22 protein-coding genes and 1 tRNA gene are annotated in these 19,869 nt (G+C 65.7%); 11 read left to right on the forward strand and 12 right to left on the reverse strand.

Annotated elements, in window-relative coordinates; translation table 11 throughout:
* Positions 1-20: 20 nt before the first annotated feature.
* Genes ACK4HL_RS08830 through ACK4HL_RS08840 form a run of 3 tightly spaced genes read left to right on the forward strand, consistent with a single transcriptional unit; the run spans position 21 to position 3,204 of the window.
* The gene (locus tag ACK4HL_RS08830) at positions 21-1,295 is read left to right on the forward strand and encodes an efflux RND transporter periplasmic adaptor subunit (RefSeq protein ID WP_409758803.1); all 1,275 of its coding nucleotides are present in this window, start codon (positions 21-23) and stop codon (positions 1,293-1,295) included.
* Complete coding sequence (locus tag ACK4HL_RS08835) at positions 1,292-1,996, forward strand: ABC transporter ATP-binding protein (protein WP_409758806.1); 705 nt, start codon at positions 1,292-1,294, stop codon at positions 1,994-1,996. The genes ACK4HL_RS08830 and ACK4HL_RS08835 overlap by 4 nt, the downstream gene beginning before the upstream one ends.
* Complete coding sequence (locus tag ACK4HL_RS08840) at positions 1,996-3,204, forward strand: ABC transporter permease (RefSeq protein ID WP_409758809.1); 1,209 nt, start codon at positions 1,996-1,998, stop codon at positions 3,202-3,204. The genes ACK4HL_RS08835 and ACK4HL_RS08840 overlap by 1 nt, the downstream gene beginning before the upstream one ends.
* On the opposite strand, the gene ACK4HL_RS08845 is transcribed toward ACK4HL_RS08840, so the two are convergent.
* The 10 genes from ACK4HL_RS08845 to ACK4HL_RS08890 all read right to left on the reverse strand — a co-directional run bounded on the left by ACK4HL_RS08845 (position 3,205) and on the right by ACK4HL_RS08890 (position 12,536).
* Positions 3,205-4,410, reverse strand: a complete 1,206-nt coding sequence (locus tag ACK4HL_RS08845; protein WP_409758812.1) for a lytic murein transglycosylase — start codon at positions 4,408-4,410, stop codon at positions 3,205-3,207. It abuts the gene before it with no gap.
* A 146-nt stretch (positions 4,411-4,556) separates the two neighbouring features.
* A complete protein-coding gene (locus tag ACK4HL_RS08850) occupies positions 4,557-4,796 on the reverse strand; it encodes a hypothetical protein (protein ID WP_409758815.1) in 240 nt (79 codons plus the stop codon).
* 68 nt (positions 4,797-4,864) lie between these two features.
* The gene (gene hisG, locus ACK4HL_RS08855; protein WP_409758818.1) at positions 4,865-5,554 is read right to left on the reverse strand and encodes an ATP phosphoribosyltransferase; all 690 of its coding nucleotides are present in this window, start codon (positions 5,552-5,554) and stop codon (positions 4,865-4,867) included.
* Entirely contained in the window at positions 5,551-6,690 is a 1,140-nt protein-coding gene (locus ACK4HL_RS08860; protein ID WP_409758821.1) for an ATP phosphoribosyltransferase regulatory subunit, read from the reverse strand. Before ACK4HL_RS08860 ends, hisG begins: the two co-directional genes overlap by 4 nt.
* Before the next feature lie 6 nt (positions 6,691-6,696).
* Positions 6,697-8,133, reverse strand: a complete 1,437-nt coding sequence (gene hisS, locus ACK4HL_RS08865) for a histidine--tRNA ligase (RefSeq protein ID WP_409758824.1) — start codon at positions 8,131-8,133, stop codon at positions 6,697-6,699.
* Positions 8,134-8,218: 85 nt separating this feature from the next.
* Positions 8,219-9,064, reverse strand: a complete 846-nt coding sequence (locus ACK4HL_RS08870) for a fumarylacetoacetate hydrolase family protein (protein ID WP_409758827.1) — start codon at positions 9,062-9,064, stop codon at positions 8,219-8,221.
* 124 nt (positions 9,065-9,188) lie between these two features.
* Entirely contained in the window at positions 9,189-9,863 is a 675-nt protein-coding gene (locus tag ACK4HL_RS08875; RefSeq protein ID WP_409758830.1) for a lactate utilization protein C, read from the reverse strand.
* The gene (locus tag ACK4HL_RS08880) at positions 9,860-11,275 is read right to left on the reverse strand and encodes a LutB/LldF family L-lactate oxidation iron-sulfur protein (RefSeq protein ID WP_409758833.1); all 1,416 of its coding nucleotides are present in this window, start codon (positions 11,273-11,275) and stop codon (positions 9,860-9,862) included. The genes ACK4HL_RS08875 and ACK4HL_RS08880 overlap by 4 nt, the downstream gene beginning before the upstream one ends.
* On the reverse strand, positions 11,275-12,039 hold the full coding sequence (locus ACK4HL_RS08885) for a (Fe-S)-binding protein (protein ID WP_409758835.1): 765 nt from the start codon (positions 12,037-12,039) through the stop codon (positions 11,275-11,277). Before ACK4HL_RS08885 ends, ACK4HL_RS08880 begins: the two co-directional genes overlap by 1 nt.
* A gap of 68 nt (positions 12,040-12,107) precedes the next feature.
* Positions 12,108-12,536: a c-type cytochrome gene (locus tag ACK4HL_RS08890; RefSeq protein ID WP_409758838.1), complete on the reverse strand. Its 429-nt coding sequence runs from the start codon at positions 12,534-12,536 to the stop codon at positions 12,108-12,110.
* A 94-nt stretch (positions 12,537-12,630) separates the two neighbouring features.
* Here ACK4HL_RS08890 and ACK4HL_RS08895 point away from each other — a divergent pair, with 94 nt between their 5' ends.
* From ACK4HL_RS08895 to ACK4HL_RS08930, 8 genes are all read left to right on the forward strand, one after another.
* A complete protein-coding gene (locus ACK4HL_RS08895) occupies positions 12,631-14,121 on the forward strand; it encodes an FAD-linked oxidase C-terminal domain-containing protein (RefSeq protein WP_409758840.1) in 1,491 nt (496 codons plus the stop codon).
* Positions 14,121-15,272, forward strand: a complete 1,152-nt coding sequence (gene glcE, locus ACK4HL_RS08900) for a glycolate oxidase subunit GlcE (RefSeq protein WP_409758843.1) — start codon at positions 14,121-14,123, stop codon at positions 15,270-15,272. Before ACK4HL_RS08895 ends, glcE begins: the two co-directional genes overlap by 1 nt.
* Positions 15,272-16,561 carry a glycolate oxidase subunit GlcF gene (gene glcF, locus ACK4HL_RS08905; RefSeq protein ID WP_409758846.1) on the forward strand — a complete coding sequence of 430 codons (1,290 nt, stop codon included), beginning with the start codon at positions 15,272-15,274 and terminating at the stop codon, positions 16,559-16,561. The genes glcE and glcF overlap by 1 nt, the downstream gene beginning before the upstream one ends.
* Positions 16,562-16,565: 4 nt before the next feature.
* The gene (locus ACK4HL_RS08910) at positions 16,566-18,041 is read left to right on the forward strand and encodes a hypothetical protein (RefSeq protein WP_409758849.1); all 1,476 of its coding nucleotides are present in this window, start codon (positions 16,566-16,568) and stop codon (positions 18,039-18,041) included.
* Between the two features lie 87 nt (positions 18,042-18,128).
* Positions 18,129-18,302, forward strand: coding sequence for a DUF1328 domain-containing protein (locus ACK4HL_RS08915; protein ID WP_409758852.1), 174 nt, complete (start codon positions 18,129-18,131; stop codon positions 18,300-18,302).
* Between the two features lie 96 nt (positions 18,303-18,398).
* Positions 18,399-18,599 carry a hypothetical protein gene (locus ACK4HL_RS08920; RefSeq protein ID WP_409758855.1) on the forward strand — a complete coding sequence of 67 codons (201 nt, stop codon included), beginning with the start codon at positions 18,399-18,401 and terminating at the stop codon, positions 18,597-18,599.
* 75 nt (positions 18,600-18,674) lie between these two features.
* Complete coding sequence (locus ACK4HL_RS08925; RefSeq protein ID WP_409758858.1) at positions 18,675-18,839, forward strand: hypothetical protein; 165 nt, start codon at positions 18,675-18,677, stop codon at positions 18,837-18,839.
* 94 nt (positions 18,840-18,933) lie between these two features.
* Entirely contained in the window at positions 18,934-19,122 is a 189-nt protein-coding gene (locus tag ACK4HL_RS08930) for a hypothetical protein (RefSeq protein ID WP_409758861.1), read from the forward strand.
* An 11-nt stretch (positions 19,123-19,133) separates the two neighbouring features.
* Here the strand turns inward: ACK4HL_RS08930 and ACK4HL_RS08935 are convergent.
* Positions 19,134-19,210: transfer RNA gene (locus ACK4HL_RS08935), tRNA-His, on the reverse strand.
* Positions 19,211-19,364: 154 nt separating this feature from the next.
* A complete protein-coding gene (locus ACK4HL_RS08940) occupies positions 19,365-19,814 on the reverse strand; it encodes a phasin family protein (protein WP_409758864.1) in 450 nt (149 codons plus the stop codon).
* Positions 19,815-19,869 lie beyond the last annotated feature (55 nt).

Raw genomic sequence — 19,869 nt, forward strand, 5'->3', positions numbered from 1 at the left:
GTGAAACCGCTGGAAGGCCCATGAACGTCCAAACTCCGCCCGGCCCCGCCGAAATCGAAGCCGTCCTGGGGCTCGACACCAGGAGCCGCCGCAAACTGTGGCGCCGCCGGCTCGTCTGGCTGGCGCTCGTGCTTCTGCTCGCCGCCGGAGGCCTCTGGTGGATACTCCAGGCCGACTCCGGGTCCACGACGGTGAGCTATGACACGGCGTCGGTTGGCCGAAAGACGCTGGTCGTGCAGGTGCAGGCCACCGGCAACGTTCAGCCCACGACCGAGGTCGAGGTCTCGAGCGAGCGATCAGGAGTCATACGTAGCGTCAACGTCAAGGCAAACAGCCAGGTCAGAAAGGGCGACGTGCTGGCCCAACTCGACACCGAGCGCCTCGAGGCGGAGCTCGCCCGGGTGAAGGCCTCGCTTGCCGCCGCCGAGGCCCGGCTCGCGGATGCCAAGGCGACACTCACGGAGAGGCAGATCGCGTTCAAACGCTCCGAACGGCTCAGCCGCCAGGGCATCTCATCAACCCAGGACCTCGATACGGCGAGGGCCGCGGAGGCGCGCGCGCAAGCGGGGGTCGTTGCTGCCGAGGCCGATATCGAGGTCGTCAAGGCCGAACTGGCCATGCAACAGACAGACATCGCCAAGACGCGAATTCTCTCGCCCGTCGACGGCATCGTTCTCAAGCGCGATGCGGAGCCCGGCCAGACGGTGGCCTCCTCTCTGCAGGCGCCCGTCCTCTTCACGCTCGCCGAGGACCTCGCTCGGATGCAGCTCGAAGCAGACATCGACGAGGCTGATATCGGCGCGGTGAAGCCGGGCCAGAAGGCGACATTCACGGTCGATGCCTATCCGGGCCGGAGCTTTCCCGCGGTAATCGACAGCATCGAGTATTCGCCCGAGGTGACGGACAACGTCGTGACCTACAAGGCGGTGCTGACGGTCGACAACCGGGACCTTCTCCTGAGACCTGGCATGACGGCGACGGCGCAAATCGTGACGGAAGAGGTGCCGGACGCGCTGGCGGTGCCCAACGCGGCGCTGCGCTATGCTCCGCCACGGGTCGAAAAATCGCGCGGCTTCAGCGTCACCAGCCTTTTCATTCCGAGAATGCCCCGGAGCGAGCGCGGATCGGCACCTCCGGCCGACGGTGAGCGCACCGTGCATGTGCTGGAAAACGGCGTTCCCAAGCCTGTCAAGGTGAGGACCGGCGTGAGCGACGGCAAGGACACGGCGATCGTTTCCGGAGAGCTCAAGGAGGGTGACGAGGTAATCCTGTCTACGCGGGCGACCAAGCCGTGAGGGCAGACACCGCGCTGATCGCCTTTCGCGGCATCACCCGCTTCTATGGCCAGGGAGGTGGCCTCGTCCGGGCGCTGGCCGGTGTCGATCTTTCCATCGCGCGTGGCGAATTCATCGCCATCATGGGGCCGTCGGGTTCCGGCAAGTCGACGGCAATGAACATCATCGGCTGCCTTGACCGGCCCACGGGCGGCAGCTTCACCTTCTCCGGCGTCGAGGTGAACGGGCTCACCCGCGACCAGCGGGCGCTGCTCAGACGGCATTTCATCGGATTCGTCTTCCAGGGCTTCAACCTGCTGAACCGAACAACCGCCATCGAGAACGTCGAACTGCCGCTGATCTATCGCGGCATGGGGCGGCAGGAGAGGCGTGAGAGGGCGCGCGAGGCCCTTCACCTGGTGGGACTCGATGGCCGCGAACACCACACGCCGGGCGAGCTTTCGGGCGGCCAGCAGCAGCGCGTGGCGATCGCGCGCGCCATCGTGACCGACCCGCTCCTTCTGCTCGCCGACGAGCCCACCGGCAATCTCGACACGCAGCGCAGCCGCGAGATCATGGAACTGATCGCCCGCCTCAACGAGGAGCGCGGCCTCACCGTGGTGATGGTCACGCATGAACCAGACATGGCCGCCTATGCCCACCGCGTGATCCGATTCGTCGACGGGCGGATCGCCAGCGATGTGGCGCGGGTCGCTGCCTGATGCTGTGGGAGACCGTCAAGCTCGCCATGTCGTCGATCCGTCGCAACGTGCTGCGCTCGGTCCTGACGCTGCTCGGCATCGTGATCGGCGTGGCCGCCGTCATTGCCATGGTGACGCTGGGAAGCGGCGCCTCGCAGAAGGTGCAGGAGAACCTCGCCAAGCTCGGGAGCAACATGCTGATCGCGAGGCCTGGCCAGAGCACCTTCGGCCCGGGCGGCGGCGGGGACAGCCGGGCCTTCGAGGAACGCGACGTGGCGGCACTTAAATCGGGGCTGAGCGGCGTTCGCGGCGTCGCCCCCACCGCCCAGAAGACCGTCAAGACCGTTTTCGGCGCCCTCAACTACGACACCACCGTGACCGGCACCACCACCGACTGGTTCACCGTTCAGGACTGGGTGGTCGAGGAAGGCCGGACCTTCACGGAGGGAGAGATCCGCTCCGGCACCTCCGTGTGCCTCGTCGGCACGACCATCGTGCGCGAACTCTTCGGCACGCAAGAGCCGATCGGCGAGCGCCTGAGGCTCGGCACATTCTCCTGCGAGGTGATCGGGAGGCTGGGGCCCAAGGGCCAGTCCGCCTTCGGCTCCGACCAGGATGCGATCGTGGTGCTCCCCTTGCGCACCTATCACCGGCGAATCGCCGGCAATACGCGGATTTCCACGATCGCGATCTCGGTGAGGGAGGCCTCGGACATCGCGCGTGTGCAGCGCGACGCCGAGGACATCCTGCGCGAAAGGCGCCGGATAGCACCGGGCGCGGAAGACGACTTCACCATCCGTGACATGACGCAGATCGCCAGCACCATGGCCTCGACGACGACCATCATGACAGGCCTTCTCGGGGCGGTGGCCGCCGTATCCCTGCTGGTGGGCGGTATCGGCATCATGAACATCATGCTGGTGTCCGTCACCGAGCGGACCCGCGAGATCGGCATCCGGCTGGCGATCGGCGCGCTCGAGCGCCAGGTGCTCACCCAGTTTCTCGTCGAATCGGTGGTGCTCGCCCTGTTCGGCGGTGTCATCGGCATCGCACTGGGACTGGCGCTTGCCGGGGCCGGTGCGGCGCTGATGGATGTTCCTTTCAGCGCCGATCCGAACGTGGTGGCTCTCGCCTTCGCCGTCTCCGCCGTGATCGGGGTCGTCTTCGGCTTCTTTCCGGCAAGGCGTGCCGCGCGCCTCGACCCGATCGAGGCGCTGCGGCGGGAGTGATCAGCCGCGGGGGAGCGACTCGAGGAACTCGACCGTCGGGTAGGAATCGGCCGGCCAGCCCATCCGGATCTGCTCCGCCTTCACCGCCGCACGGGTGGCGCGGCCGAGCTTGCCATCGACCTCGCCCACGTCATGGCCCTTCGAGACGAGAATTTCCTGCAACTGCTTGATCTGCTCGTATGACAGCGGGTTCACCTGAGCGCGGCCAGGGCTGAGCTTGGGCGCTCCGGCAATGCGGGTGGAGAGATAGGCGGCCGTCGTGGAGTAGACGAGGGACTCGTTCCACAGGAGATAGGCGGTGGTGAAGTTCTCATAGGCCAGAAACGCCGGGCCGTCCTTGCCCATCGGCAGAAGCAGGGAGGCAGGGAGATTGTCGGCCCTGAGCTTGCCATGCGCGCCCTTCACGCCCCACTTCACCCACTGGCTGCGCGGATGCTGGATGGCGATGTCAGCCTGGTCCCAGGGAAGCTCGGCCGGCACTTTCACCTCCTCGATCCAGGGCTGGCCTGCCTGCCAGCCGTGCTTCACCAGGAGAGCGGCGCCCGAGGCCATGGCATCGGGGATCGAGCGCTTCAGGTTGCGGTGGCCGTCGCCGTCAAAATCGACAGCCGTTTCGAAATATTCCTTGGGCAGGAACTGGGTATGGCCGATCTCACCCGCCCAGGCGCCGCGCATGTCATCGAGCTCGAGATCGCCATTGTCATAAAGCCTTAGCGCACCGAGGAGCTGCTCGCGGAACTTCTCCGGCCTGCGGCAGTCCCACGCCAGGGTGGCGAGCGAAGGGATGGTCTCGAAGTCGCCCATGTTCTTGCCGAAGTCGGTTTCGAAAGCCCAGAAGGCAATCAGCACCTCCCCCGGAACGCCATAGCGCTGCTCGATCGCGTCATAGAGCTTCTTGTTGCGCTTGAGGATCGCCGCGCCTTCCTTGATGCGGTAATCGGATACCATGCGGGCCTGGAACTGCAGGAAGCTCTGCGAGAATACACTCTGGGCGCGGTCCTTCTTGATGATCGAAGGCTGGTATTCGACGCCGTCGAGAGCTGAAAGGCCACGCTCGCCCACGCCGGCAGCCGCGGCTTCCTGCCGGAACTGCTTCAGGAAGCCCTGAAAGCCCTTGGCCGAATTGCCGCAACTCGCGGCCTCCGCCGCACCGCCCGCCGCCAGCAAGGCCGCAAGGCCCCATGCCGCGATTCCGAAGGTCCGCATCCTTGTCTCTCTCCCGATTCGATCACGTGGTCACAAGACCTTTGGCGCTAAGTCCCGGTTTCGTCAAATTCATGGCTTGGCGGCGCGGCAAAGAAAATCCCTGCCGCGGAGCGGCAGGGAGAGGCGCATGCACACGCTTGCAGAAATCAATTGGTGAGGTAGACGGTTTGCCGGGAACCGCAGCCATGGTCCTTGGCAGAGGCCTTGGACTGGCTTCCCGTCTCGGTCCCGGGCTGGGCCTCGCTCATCGCGGGCTGCGTGGCGGCCGGGACGATGTCCTCGACGGCCGGGGCCTGCGGCTGGGGCTGGGCCACCACCGCATCCTCAGCCACGGCGGGCATCGCGATCACCGCGAGGAGGGCGGCGGCAGACAGAATGAGCTTCATCGGCGTTCTCCCTGGTTCGAGCGCTGGCCTGAAGCCTAACGCAGTTCTGGTGGAAACGCTCCACACAATCAGGTGATGGCGGAAAGCACCGCCCGGAGGCGCTGGGCCCGCGGATCTCCCAGGCAGGCGGCCCGGCACGCCAGAACGGCGGAGGACTTCAGGATCACCCCATCGTCCAGGATTTTGAGACTGTTGGCGGCAAGCGTCGAGCCTGTGGTGGTAATGTCGACGATGATCTCGGCAATGCCGGCCGCGGGGGCGCCCTCGGTGGCACCGAGGCTCTCGACGATGCGGTATCCCGTCACCCCTTTTTCGGCAAAGAATCGCCGGGTCAGGTTGTGGTACTTGGTGGCCACACGGAGGCGGCGCCCGTGGCGCTCGTAGAAGCTCTCGGCGATCTCGTCGAGATCGGCCATGGTGGCGACGTCGAGCCAGCATTCGGGCACCGCCACGACGACGTCCGCCGGGCCGAAACCCAGCCGCACCAGGAGTTCGACCGCGGGGTCGGCCGGGGCAATCTTCTCGTTGAGCAGGTCCTGCCCGGTGACGCCGAGGTCCACCTTGCCGTCCCTGAGGCTCTGGGCGATCTCCGAGGCGGAGAGAAAAGCGACCTCCACGCCGTCCAGGCCCTTGAGGAGCCCGCGATAGCCGCGTTCGGCGCCCAGCCTCTCGATCGAAAAACCAGCCCTGCCGAGAAGCTCGGCCGTGGCTTCCATGAGACGGCCCTTGGAGGGAATGGCAAGGGTGATGACGCTCACGCCAGCACCGCCTTCAGCCGGTCGGTGTGGATGGCGCAGCCGACCGCCGGAACCGGCACCGGAGAGCCCATGTCCGAAAGGAGATCGTCGTAGCGTCCGCCGCCCGCCACGGCCACCGGCCCATGCGGCGTGTCGGCCTCGATCTGGAAGGTGAAGCCCGTATAGTATTCGAGTTCGCGGCCGAAGCCCGCCGCGAAGCGGAAGCGGCGAGGGTTGAGGCCCAACTCCTCCATTTCGAAGAGGCGCCGCGCGTAGTGCTCCCGTGCGCCCTGGAAGCGCCCACCTCCGGCAATCGCGGCGAAATGCCCGTCCATTCCCGAGGCCTCGCCTGTGATCGCCAGATAGGCGTTGAGGGCCTCCGCCTTTTTCCGATCGAGCGGCGTCTCCTGCCGGTCAGCCGCCTTGTTGGCGAGGCGTTCGGCGATCTCGGCGAGGTCGCGACCGCCGACCAACGGAATCGTACGCGACCCGATTTCGGCCTCGACCACCGCCAGCGCATTACCGCCCGCCACCCGGTCGACCAGCGGTGAAATCGAGGTGCGGCGGGCCGAGCGCCCGGCGCAGAAGGATTCGAGAAGGTCCCTGAAGGCATGCGGCCGCCAGAAGTGGTGCCTGAGACGCCGCCGCCAGCGCTCCGGCATTTCGGTGTCGGCAAGCAGGGCCGAGAACAGCCCGAGGTCGCCGAAGCCAACCCGGTAGCGCGACAGTCCCGCCGCCTCGAGCGCAGAAATGGTGAGCTTCAGCACTCGCGCTTCCGCAGCGGCGGGCTCCCGCGCGCCAAACCATTCGAGTCCGGCCTGGGTGAATTCCTGCGGGCTCAGCAATTCGTCGGGATAGCGGAAGGCAGGGCCCAGATAGCAGTAGCGCCGCTCATCCGCGGGGTTGCCGGCGTGACTCAGGTGAAAGCGGCAGGCCGGAACGGTCAGATCCGGCCTCAGGCACATCTCGGCACCCGAAGGATCGGTGAAGACAAAGGTGCGGGCCCGGATGTCCTCGCCAGAGCGCTCGAGGAAGATGTCGGCGGGCTGGATGATGTCGGGCGCGATGTGCTCGAATCCGGCACGCTCGAACACGGCCATCAGCGCCTGGTTCTGGCGCTCCAGCGCGGCGCGTTCCGAACTGGGCTTACCGGCCATTGCGGCTCACTGGGCCAGCGCCTTCTTCACGGCGGAAACGAGATCTGCCTCCGGCACCGAGACCTGCGCCAGGCGCTTCAAGGCATATTCCTCGTGGCTGGCGATGTGGCTGGCAAGCTCGGCGCCGAGCCGCAGGTCCTTGATCTGCACCTCGCCTCTCGCCTTCTCGTCGCCGCCCTGTATCACCACGAGCGGCGCGCCGCGCTTGTCGGCATATTTCATCTGCGCCTTCATGCCGGCGGTGCCCACATACATCTCGGCGCGGATGCCGCCCTGGCGCAGGTGCTGCACCATCCGCCAGTAATCGCCCTGCCGCTCCTTGTCCATGACCAGGACGACGACGGGGGCGAGAATTGAAGATTCCTCCGCCTTGCCCACCAGCTTCAGCGCCGAGTAGAGCCGCGACACGCCGATCGAAAAGCCGGTCGCGGGCACCTGCTGCCCTGTGAAGCGGGCGACCAGGTCGTCGTAGCGGCCGCCGCCGCCTACTGAGCCGAAGCGAACCATGTGCCCCTCGTCGTCCTTCGTCTCCATCAGCAGTTCGCATTCGAAGACGGGGCCGGTGTAGTATTCAAGCCCGCGGACGACGGAGGAGTCGTAGCGGATGCGGTCCGCGCCGTAGCCCGCAGCTGCAAACAGCCCCTGCATGGCCTCGAGGTCGCGCAGTCCCTCCTCGCCAGTTTTGCTGTCCTGAACAAAGCGCGCGTCGAGCACAAGCGAGGTCGCGAAAGACAAACTGGCCTCGATCTGCTTTTCACTAAGCCCTGCGCCCTTCGTGAAGTCGCCTGACTCGTCCTTGCGGCCCTCGCCAAGCAGGAGAGCAACACCCTCCTTTCCCAGCCGATCGAGCTTGTCGAGCGCGCGAAGCCAAATGAGTTCAACGTCCTGAGGAATCTGGAACGTCTCGGTGAACCCCGTCAACAGCTTGCGGCTGTTGAACTTCATCACGTATTGACCGCGCTGCAGCCCCAGCGCCTCCATCGTGTCCGCCGCCATCATGCAGACCTCGGCATCGGCAACAGGCGAGGCGGAACCCACCGTATCGGCGTCGAACTGCATGAACTGGCGGAAGCGGCCGGGGCCCGGCTTCTCGTTGCGGAACACCCAGCCCTGCCGGTAGCTCCTGTAGGGCGTGGGCAGCTTCTGCTGGTTCTCGGCCACGAAGCGGGCGAGCGGGGCGGTCAGGTCATAGCGGAGCGAGAGCCACTGCTCGTCATCGTCCTGGAAGGAGAAGACGCCTGCATTGGGCCTGTCCTGGTCGGGCAGGAACTTGCCCAGTGCCTCGGTGTACTCCACGAAGGGCTGCTCGACCGGCTCGAAGCCATAGGCCTCGTAGACCTCCTGGATCTTCGCCAGCATGCGGCGGGTGCCGCGGATCTCGTCCGGGCCAATGTCGCGGAAGCCCTTGGCGACGCGCGCCTTGGGCCGGTGCTCTTTGATCATCTCGAAGACAACTCGCTCGAATTGGCGGGTTATCTAGAGGAACGGGGCGGATGGGGCAACCACAACCGCTTCCCCCTTGTGAGCGTCACCTGTCCCGGCGCACTTTCTGGAATTGCTCGCCCAGGCCGTCGATCCCGAGGCGCATGGTGTCGCCGGGCTTCAGATAGACCGGCGGCTTCATGCCCATTCCGACGCCCGGCGGCGTGCCGGTGGTGATGATGTCGCCCGGCATGAGCGTGAAGAACTGCGAGAGATAGGCCACGATGTGCGCGACGCCGAACACCATGGTGGCGGTCGAGCCGTCCTGCACGCGCTTGCCGTTGAGCTCGAGCCACATGCGGAGCTTCTGCGGGTCGGGCACCTCGTCCGCCGTCACCAGCCACGGCCCCACCGGCCCGAAGGTGTCGTAGGACTTTCCCTTCGTCCACTGGCCGGAGCGCTCCGCCTGGAATTCGCGTTCGGAAAGGTCGTTGATGGTGCAATAGCCGGCGACGTGGGCAAGCGCATCCTTCTTCTTGATGTTCTTCGCCCTGGTGCCGACGATGACGCCCAGCTCCACCTCCCAGTCGGATTTCCTGGACTTGGGCGGCAGCGTCACGTCGTCATAGGGGCCAGAAAGGCAGCTCACCTGCTTGGTGAAGACCACGGGCTCCTTCGGCACCTGCAGGCCCGACTCCGCGGCGTGGTCGGAATAGTTGAGGCCGATGGCGATGAACTTCTGAGGATTGGCGATGCAGGCGCCGATCCTCGGCTTGCCGCGCACGAGGGGGAGCGATTCCGGCTTGATCTTCCGGAGCCGCGCGAGGCCTTTCGCTCCGATCGCCTCGCCGGTGATGTCGGGCACCACGGCGGAGAGGTCGCGGATCTTGCCGTCCTTGTCGAGCAGCCCGGGCTTTTCCTTGCCCGCCGGACCGTAGCGCAAAAGCTTCATCTGTCGCCCCCTTGGTTTCGCCCGGCCTCGAGCCGGTGCTCATGACGCATGGCCGCAAAATGACGGCGATTGCGGCATAAGTCAAAAGCCTTCCGCACAGGGAAGCCTTGCACGGGAGAAGGCCTCAGGCGCCGCGCACGATGATGACATGCATGTTCTTGGGGCCATGGGCCGGGCGCACGATGGTCTGCTCGATGTCGGCGGTGCGCGAAGGCCCCGAGATCATGTTGACGGTGCGCGGCATGCGTGCCTCGCCGAATTGCCTGCGGAGCTTCGTCCAGGCTTCCTCGTAGCCCGCGAAGATCGATGATGCTTCGAGCACCACGATATGCGCCTCGGGCAGAAAGTTGAGCGTCGTCGGATTGTCTGGTCCGGAGATCTGGATCACGGTGCCGGATTCGGCCACGCCCGCGAAGGCGCGCGTGATCGAGGCGCGGTCGGTGTCCTCCGCCCTTCCAACCGTAACCTCGAGCGCGCCGCCGCGGTGCCAGGGGAGCTTCGCCAGCACCGGATCGGCGCCGCGCCTCACCCGGGCCGGCAAGTTGGCGTTGCGGAGATAGGCCGCAACCGCATGCGGCACGTCGTTGACGTCGTCCAGCACTTCAACGGTGCCTCCGACAGCCTGCATCAGCTCGGTGAAGACGCGCATGCGGTGCTCATCATCGCCGATGCCGCGCTCCGGTATAAGGTTGCGCGGGTGTTCCGCCAGCCTGTGGTCCACCGCAGCCCGGCGCGCCTCACCGGGCGCCTTCGGCAGCTTGTCCCGAATTCGGGCGAGGATCTGCTCACGCGCATTCATCGGCGGCGCTCCTTCCAGAGCTGGTGGAAGGTTTTCCCCTGGGGGGCCGGAAAGTCGCGGAACTCGGTCCAGCCGGAGGCGAGTGGCACTTTCCCCAGCCTGCCCTTGCCGTGCCCCTGGTTGGTGAGGACGCGCGCGGCGAGTGCGGTCGCCTTCCGGTAAAGGGCAGGCCGCTTCGCGAGCCAGGCCCAGAGGCTGATGCCCCAGCGCATGGAGGCGGGTTGCAGGTGGCGCTCGAATTCCTTCTCGCGCCAGTGGCGCAGCATCTTCGGCAGCGGAATGCGCATCGGGCAAACCTCCTCGCAGCGACCGCAGAAGGTGGAAGCATTGGGAAGGTGGCGTGCATTCTCGATGCCGACCAGGGCTGGCGTGACCACAGAACCTATAGGGCCTGGATAGACCCAGCCATAGGCGTGGCCACCCACCGCATTGTAGACCGGGCAGTGGTTGAGGCAGGCGCCGCAGCGGATGCAACGCAGCATGTCCTGGAACTCGGTGCCGAGCACGTTCGACCGGCCGTTGTCGAGGATGACGACGTGATATTCCGCCGGGCCGTCCGAGTCGCCCGGGCGGCGGGGGCCGGTGGAGAGCGTGGTGTAGTTCGAGAAATCCTGCCCGGTCGCCGAGCGCGCCAGAACACGCAGGATGGTGGCGGCGTCCTCGAGCGTCGGCACGATCTTCTCGATCGAGGCGATGACGATGTGAACCCGGGGCAGAGTCTGCGTCAGGTCGCCGTTGCCCTCGTTGGTCACGATGATCGAGGTGCCGGTCTCGGCCACCAGGAAATTGGCGCCCGTGATTCCGGCATCGGCATCGAGATATTTCTGGCGGAGAACGCTGCGGGCCTCCTCGACCAGGGCCGGGATTTCGGTCAGGTCGCGGGCTGGGTCGAGATGGGTGTGTGTCCTGCGGAAATCGGCCTCCACCTGGTCGCGCGTGAGATGCACGGCAGGGGCGATGATGTGGCTCGGCCGCTCGTTGCGGATCTGGATCAGGTATTCGCCGAGATCCGTCTCGACGGGCGTGATGCCATTGGCCTCGAGATGGTGGTTGAGGTCGATCTCTTCCGAGATCATCGACTTGCCCTTGGTGACGAGCTTCGCGCCTGCCCGCTGGCAGATGCCGAGGATTGCGGCGCGCGCCTCCTCCGCAGTCCGGGCCCAGTGGACGTGGCCGCCCGCCTCCTTCACCTTTTCTTCGTAGCGCTCGAGATAGAGGTCGAGATGGTCGAGCACGTGGTTCTTGATGTCGCGCGCCTGGTCGCGCAGGCGATCGAACTCGGGCAGCGCCTCGCGCGCCTTGGAGCGCTTGGCGATGAAGCGCGGGCCCGTCTCCGTCATGGCATATTGCAGCTGGCCGTCGGCCAGGGCCTTAGAAACGTTCTGCGGGAAGGCGGTGCTGGACATTTCCATCACTCGGCCTCCGCGATGGGCGGGGTCCCGGTGTCCCCGGCCAGCACCTCGGCCACGTGGCGCACCTTCACGGCCGAGCCCTCGCGCTTCAGCTTCCCCGCCATGTTCATGAGGCAGCCAAGATCGCCCGCGATCAGCGTATCGGCACCCGTCGCATGGATGTGCTTCACCTTCTTCTCCAGCATCTTGTTCGAGATGCCGGGATACTTGACGCAAAAGGTGCCGCCGAAGCCGCAACAGACATCGGAGTCGGTCATTTCGCGGAGACTCACACCTTCGACACTCGCCAGCAGCTGGCGCGGCTCCGCCCTGATGCCGAGTTCACGCAGGCCCGAACAGGAGTCATGGTAGGTCGCGCGTGCGGGGAAGGCGGCGTTCACCCTATCCACCTTCATCACCCGGGTGAGGAAGGAGACGAGCTCATGGGTGCGGCCCGCCAGGTCAACTGCGTCCTCATGGTCCGTCGTGCCGGGCTCGAAGAGTTCGGGATAGTGCTTCACGATCATTCCGCCGCAGGAGCCGGATGGCGCCACGACGTAATCATAGCCCTTGAAGGCGGCGATCACGTTGCGGGCGAGGGCCACAGCATCAGCCCTGTCGCCCGAGTTGAAGGCGGGCTGGCCGCAGCAGGTCTGCGTCTCCGGCACCTCGACCCGGCAGCCGGCGTCCTCCAGCAGCTTCACCGCCGCGAAGCCCACCGACGGCCGGAAGAGATCAACCAGGCAGGTGACGAAAAGACCAATTCGGGGAGACGTATCGGGCATGGAACCTCGGGGCAATCACGGCGACGGGTTTTGCCAGCCCCCGTGATCGCCCGCAAGGCGTTTCGCGGTCACATCTTCGTCTTGAGATAGGCGAGGAGATCGGCGCGCTCCTCGGGCTTCTTCAGGCCGGGAAAGACCATCTTGGTGCCCGGGACCACCTGCTTCGGGTTCTCGATGTAAGTGAGGAAAAGCTCCTCGGTCCACACCGGGTTCGCCTTGGCGAACTCGTGCATCGCGTCGGAATACTTGTAGTTCTGCACCGCGGCGACGTTGCGGCCGATCAGCCCCTTGAGATGAGGGCCGACGCGGTTGGTTTCGGCATCCGCCATATGGCAGGCCTTGCATTTGGCAAAGACCTTCTCGCCCTTTGCGGCATCGCCCTGTACGGCGGCCTGATCCGCGGGAGCCGCTGCCGGCGGTGTCTGGCTCTCCGTCTGGGCCAGGGCGGCGGCGGGCAGGGCCAGCGCGGCCAGAATGGCGATCGTCACAGTCTTCATGTTCGGCTCTCCGATGTTCTGTCATTGCAATGGCGATGAATCGCGGTTTAATGCGAGGCCGTAGAACGCCTCAGCACCCGAAAAGATCAACCCCATGCTCACGATGCCCATTCCTGACGCGGAGGTCATCGGCCGCCGGGCCGAGATCGCCGCCGCGCTCCGCCGGATCGTTCCGGGGGAAGGGGTGGTGGAAGCTCCCGTGGAGATGCGAGCCTACGAAACCGACGGTCTCACCGCCTACCGGCAGTTGCCGCTCGTTGTGGTGCTGCCGGAGACGACGGCTCAGGTTTCCGAGATCCTCAGATATGCTCATGAGAACGCCATCAAGGTGGTGCCGCGCGGTGCGGGCACCTCGCTGTCGGGCGGGGCGCTGCCCCTGGCCGACGGCATCCTGCTGGGGATGGCCAAGTTCAACCGAATCCTCGAGATCGATTACGAGAACCGCTGCGCCGTGGTGCAACCAGGGGTCACCAATCTCGGGATCACCAGGGCCGTGGAGCACAGGGGCTTCTATTACGCGCCCGACCCTTCCTCGCAGATCGCCTGCACCATCGGCGGCAACGTGGCGGAGAACTCGGGCGGCGTTCACTGCCTGAAATACGGCCTTACCGCCAACAACGTGCTGGGGATCGAGATGGTGCTGATCACCGGAGAGGTGGTGCGGCTCGGCGGCAAGCATCTCGACAGCGAGGGCTATGACCTCCTTGGCCTGATGACGGGCTCGGAGGGGCTTCTCGGCGTCGTCACCGAGGTGACCGTCCGCATCCTCCAGAAGCCCGAAACCGCGCGCGCCGTGCTCGTCGGCTTTCCCTCGAGCGAAGATGCCGGCCAGTGCGTGGCAGACATCATCTCGGCCGGGATCATCCCTGGCGGCATGGAGATGATGGACCGCCCGGCGATCCATGCGGCGGAGGAATTCGTGCGCGCCGATTATCCACTCGACGTGGAGGCGCTGCTCATCGTCGAGCTCGACGGGCCGCAGGTCGAGGTCGACCACCTGATCGCGCGCGTCTCCCAGATCGCCAAGACCAACCGCTCGACGACGCTTCGCGTCTCGGCTTCGGAGGAAGAGCGTCTCCTGTTCTGGGCTGGCCGCAAGGCGGCCTTCCCTGCCGTGGGGCGGATTTCCCCTGACTATCTCTGCATGGACGGCACCATCCCGCGCAAGCGCCTGCCGGACGTGCTGCAGGGCATGGCGGAACTTTCGCGCCTGCACCGGCTGCGCGTTGCCAACGTCTTCCACGCCGGCGACGGCAATCTCCATCCGCTGATCCTCTACGATGCCAACGACCCGGACGAGCTCGAGCGGGCCGAGAGGTTCGGTGCCGACATCCTGAGGCTCTGCGTCAAGGTCGGCGGCGTGCTCACCGGCGAACATGGCGTCGGCATCGAGAAGCGCGACCTGATGACCGAGATGTTTTCTGAAACCGATCTCGCCCAGCAGATGCGCGTCAAGTGCGCCTTCGACGAGAAGGGGCTTCTCAATCCGGGCAAGGTATTCCCCACCCTTCACCGCTGCGCCGAAATGGGGCGCATGCATGTGCGCGGCGGCCAGCTCCCCTTCGCCGAGATTCCGAGGTTCTGATGCAGCAGAGCCTGAAGCCCGTCTCCGAAATGGAGCTGTCGGACATGGTCGCTGCCGCCGAAGGACCGCTCGAGATCATCGGTACCGGCACGAAGCGCTCGCTCGGAAGGCCGGTCCAGGCTGCGGCCACGCTCGACATGTCGGGCTTCACGGAGGTCATCGCCTATGAACCCGAGGAGCTGATCCTCGAGGTCGGCGCGGGCGCGCGGCTCTCCGAAGTGGAGCAGATGATCGGAGCGAAAGGTCAGCAACTCGCCTTCGAGCCGCCGGACTGGTCCGCCCTTCTCGGCAGCGCCCATGGCGGCACCGTGGGGGGCCTCGTCTCCTGCAACCTGTCCGGCCCGCGCCGCATCAAGGCGGGCGCGGTGCGCGACCACATGCTGGGGCTGCGCGGCGTGACGGGAACGGGCGAAATCTTCAAGGCCGGAGCCCGGGTCGTCAAGAACGTTACCGGCTATGACCTCGCGAAGCTGCTCACCGGCTCCTACGGCACGCTCGCCGTCCTCACCTCGGTGATTCTCAAGGTGCTGCCCGCTCCCGAGACAGAGGAGACGGTCGTCCTCACCGATCTCGAGGACGAGAGCGCGGTGAAGGCCATGAGCCTCGCCATGCAGTCGTCTTGCGAGGTGTCCGCCGCCGCCTTCGTTCCCGGAGAGGCCGTCTATCTGAGGCTCGAGGGCATCGCGCCCTCCGTCGCCTCCCGCAGAGACCAGCTGGCAAGAAGCCTGGGCCGGCCGATCGAGGTCCTGGCGGCGAAGAGCTCCGCCGCCCAGTGGCGCTCGATCCGCGATGGGGCAGCCTTCGCCGACCGCCCGGATCACCCGCTGTGGCGGCTCTCCGTCACGCCCTCGGAAGCGCCGCGGCTCGTACGCACGCTGCGCGAGCGGCTCGACATCCGCTATCTCTTCGACTGGGCCGGAGGGCTCGTCTGGCTCGAGGTGCCTCCCGCGCCCGACGCCTCGGCAGCGCTGCTGCGCCAGGAGCTCGCATCAGGCCATGCGACGCTGATACGGGCCGCCGAAGCCGTGCGCGCGACTGTCGAAGTCTTCCAGCCGCAGCCTGCCGCCCTCGCGGGGCTTTCTGCGCGCGTGAAGGATTCCTTCGACCCGCGCCACATCTTCAATCCAGGCCGCATGTACCGGGGCCAGTAATGCAGACCGCGTTCACGACAGACCAGCTCGCAACCCCGCGCATCGCGGAGGCCAACACCATCCTCCGCAAATGCGTGCATTGCGGCTTCTGCACCGCCACCTGCCCCACCTATGTGCTGCTCGGCGACGAACTCGACAGCCCGCGAGGCCGCATCTACCTCATCAAGAACATGCTGGAGAGCGGCGAACCGGCCACCGCCGAGACGGTCAAGCACCTTGACCGCTGTCTCTCCTGCCTCTCCTGCATGAGCACCTGCCCGTCGGGTGTTCACTACATGCACCTCATCGACGAAGCGCGCGCCCATGTCGAGGAAACCTACGAGAGGCCGCTCTTCGAGCGGCAGCTGCGCAACGTGCTGGCCTACACAATGCCGCGGCCCGTGCTGTTCCGGCTGTCGCTCATCGCGGCCAAGCTCGCATCGCCGCTGGCTCCCCTGGCCCGCTCCTTCGGCGCAACGCGGATCGCGGCGCTCCTGGGCCTGGTGCCGAAGACACTGCCCGCACCCGAGCGCTTCGGCCAGCCCGGCACCTATCCAGCCCAAGGACCGAAGAAGGGGCGCGTCGCGCTGCTCATGGGCTGCGTGCAGAGCGTGCTCGATCCTGGCATCAACGCGGCGACGATCCGGCTGCTCAATCGCCTCGGCTTCGAGGTGGTGGTATCAGGAGAGGAATCCTGTTGCGGCTCGCTGACCCACCACATGGGCAAGGAGGAAGATGCGCTCGCCCGTGCCCGCCGTTCGGTGGACCAGTGGATCAAGGCCGAGGTCGACGCCGTCATCATTACCGCCTCGGGATGCGGCACCACCGTCAAGGACTATGGCCACATGCTGCGCCTCGATCCGGCCTATGCGGAGAAGGCAAAGGCGATTGCCGAAAAGGCGAAGGACGTCACCGAGTTCCTCGCCGCACAGAACCTGCCGGAGGGAGCAGGCGGGCTCCGCCTCGCCTATCATTCCGCATGTTCCATGCAGCATGGCCAGAAGATCAGGGCGGAGCCGCTGAAGCTTCTCCGCCGCGCCGGCTTCAGCGTAATGGAGGTGCCGGAAGGCCATCTCTGCTGCGGCTCGGCAGGCACCTACAACATCCTTCAGCCCGAGATCGCCCGAAACCTCCGCGACCGCAAGGTGGCGAACATCGAATCGCTCCAGCCCCAGGCAATCGCCACCGGAAATATCGGCTGCATGACCCAGATCGGCTCCGGCACGGCAATACCCATCCTCCACACAATCGAGCTTCTCGACTGGGCCTATGGTGGGCCCCGGCCCGAAAAGCTCGGGACGACCGAGTAGGAGGATGGCGCGGTCCGGAAGAGGTCTCGACATCGCTCCTCCGCTGATCGAAGCGCATGTTCGCGTCCTATCGCCGGATGCGCTGGCCTTCATCGACGCGCTTGCCCAGTTCCTGCCACCGCCGCCGTCCTCGGAGTCGATCCCCACCTCCTTCCAGCAGCGGACGGCGGCGATCCGCGCCGCGGCTTGGAAGGCGCCCCTGCCGGCGCGGGAATTCCAGGACCTGAGAACGGGCCTGCTTGCCCCCCTGCACCGCCCGGGCCTCCTCGGTGCGCTCAATTCCGGAGCACGGCTCTGCCTCGCCGATCTCTGCGATGCGACGTCCTGGCAGTGGGACAGCCTCATGGCCGGCCAGGCGAACCTCATGGACCGCTGGACCAGCGCCATGGAGCACGTCCATCCGGAGACGGGAAAGCGGATGTCGCTGCCGCAGCGGCTGCCCGCCCTCATGTTGCGCGTGCGCCCCCTCCAGGCCGAGGAGCCGCGGGTCAAGAGCTGGGGCCAGTCCCTGCCGGCCGGATTGTTCGATGCTGCGCTTTACCTGTTTCATTCCGCCAAGACGTCGTTGGCGAAAGCGTCTGGCCCCTATCTGTGCCTGACCGGGGTTTCCTCCCGTACGCAGGCCCGGCGCTGGAACGACGGCCTCGTCGCGGCCCAAAGCCTGCTAGGCCTGCCCGCTGGAACGGTACGGGTGATGGTGAGCATCGATACGCCGGGAGGACTTTGGGACGTCGACGAGATCCTGCATGAACTTCGCGACCATGTTGCCGCCGTGTCGAGCGGAGGCCATCGCCTGGCGCTCGCCTGCGCCCGCCTCGCACTCTCCCGCAGGGGCGGCACGCTGCCCGATCCCTTCCTGATCGAGCAGGCGGTTTCCGCCCATCTCGTGCGCACCGCCCACCGCCGCGGCATCCCGGCGATTTCCGCCGCGATGCGCACCGATGCCAAGGAAGAAGCGGCGCGCGCAGTGCGCAGCGGCTGGGACGGGCTGATCCTCTCCGGCCCGGAGGAGGTCGGCCCCGCGGCCCGGGTCCTCAATGACGGCATGCCGACACCCAACCAGATCTACGTGACACGGGACGAGGCACCGGAACTCGCCGAAAGCTTTGCCGAGGTCCCCGGCCCGGCACCGGACGAGGAACTGTTCCGGGCCGCCATTCGCGAAGCCCTGTTCACCTTCGAGAACTGGCTCTCGGGGAGGAGTTCAGGTGGCCGAACGGACCTCTCCCGAGCCGAATTCAATGTTCTTGCCGCCTGGCATTGGATCAAGCGGGGCACCCGGCTCAGCGCCGACAGGAGAGCCGGCGAAGCCTTCTATGAGGACGTCATGCTTGGCATTCTGAAGCAGCTCAGGGCCGAACTCGGCGAGGAGCAATACAGGCTCGGCCGCTACCGGGACGCGGTGATACTGTTGCGGAGCCTCGTGCTCTCGAAGGAGCTTCCGGCCTCCTTCCCCATCCTGGCTGCCCGCAAGTTCTGACTTTAGGGCAAGTCCGCCTGCCTGCGCGGGGAACCCGCCGCCGCCTGGTGCCGTTGCGGCTTTCTCAACGTCACGGGAGATTGCAGAATGTTGAAGTGGGCGCTCATTTTCCTCGTCATCTCGATCATCGCCGGTGCCTTTGGCTTCACCGGCCTCGCATCGGGGGCCGCAAGCATCGCCAAGATCTTGTTCTTCATCGCCATCGCGATCTTCGTGATCTTCTTGGTGCTGGGCCTCGTCGCAGGCGAAGCGATCTTCTGAGCCTAGAACTATTCGGGCGCGGCGCAGTTTATGCCTCACGTTCATAGAGGGGTGGACATGCGCCGGATCCGATATTGCTATAAACGCAACCGCGGAATGTGGGGGCTTGCCTTTCCCCATGAATGGCGGATCGAGATCGACCCGGCACTAGACGACAAGACGCTTCTCGATATCGCGATCCACGAAGCGGCCCATGTAGTGATCCCCGAGCTCGACGAAGCCAAGGTCGACAGGCTCGGACGTCACGCTGCCGACCTTCTGTGGCGCATGGGGTTCCGCCGCGCCGGTGAGGAATAGTGCGCCGCCCGACGAGGAACTTTCCCGCCCAGATTGCCGTTCGAAGAATGTAATTCCTCAGCCGGAACGATCCACATGGTCAAGAAAGTGCGATACCAGGAAAATCGGACCGATCGGTCCCGCGGCGACAACGAACGGCGGGAGCGCTGGGTGTTCGAGCCTCTCGACTGGGCGCTGCTGGCGGCCGTCGGGCTCTTGGCCCTGTGGCTGCAGTGGCTGCTCGCGGCCCTTGCAGGCTGAACTGAAGAAGCGCTCACACGATTCAACCTGCGGGTGATTGCCCCAACTTTGACGTTGGGCAATATTCGAGAGGGCAACCTATCGGACCGCAACCTTGGAACGGGATCTGACGCCAGCTCTCGATGAACTGCATGACGCCTTCGCGCGGGCGAAAGCCCAGGTTCATGTGCTGAGGCTTGCGGTCACGGCAATTCAAGACGAAGGCGACATTCGGGCGCTCATCGCCTGCCTCACCGGAATAGAAGACGACCTTCGCGCGGCCGAGACGCTGCTCAAACATTGACGCTCGGGGAGTGGTACCGCCTCCCCGGCTCGAACGGGGGACCCCTAGATCCACAATCTAGTGCTCTAACCAACTGAGCTAAGGCGGCATCATCTACGCAGAAGGATCACCTTCGGCGCCTTCGGGGGTTCCTAACCGCAGTTTCTCTGAATTTCAAGACAACAAAAAGGCCCGCCGGGCTGGGGCGGGCCATTCAAGTTGCGGCGCCGGCGCGGGAGAAGCGCCGGAGCCAGGGAGGAACGTCAGGCCGCGGCCTTGGAGAAGCTGGCGAGCGACTTGGTCACGCTCTCCTGAACCGGCTTCAGCGATTCCTTGGCCAGGGCCACGGAAAGCTCGCCCAGTTCCGAGACCTGGCGCTGCATCGTCTCCGCCTGGTCCTTGAAGAAGGACTGCTGCAGGCTGAGGGCCTCGGCGGGGTCGCGGACGGCCACGAACTTGCGGGCAAAGGCAAACCCGGCATTCATGTTGAGCTGCGCGAATTCCATCGCCTTCAGATGAATGTCGGTCACGCGGTTCTTGTAGGCATTGGCAGCCGCGTCCAGGATCTGGACGTTGCCATGGGCCACCTCGGTGACCTTCTCAAAGGCGGCCTGCGCCTGATCGACGGTCTTCTGGGCAAAATTGGCAACCTGGTCGGCCATCTGGGCCTGAGCTTCGGTGGGCATCTCGGACTTGGCTTTCTTGCTGGACATGATGATCTCCTCTTTGGAACCAATATAGTCCACTTCATTGTGCAGTGCAATATAA

The organism is Aestuariivirga sp. (assembly GCF_046294715.1).
GTDB lineage: Bacteria > Pseudomonadota > Alphaproteobacteria > Rhizobiales > Aestuariivirgaceae > Aestuariivirga.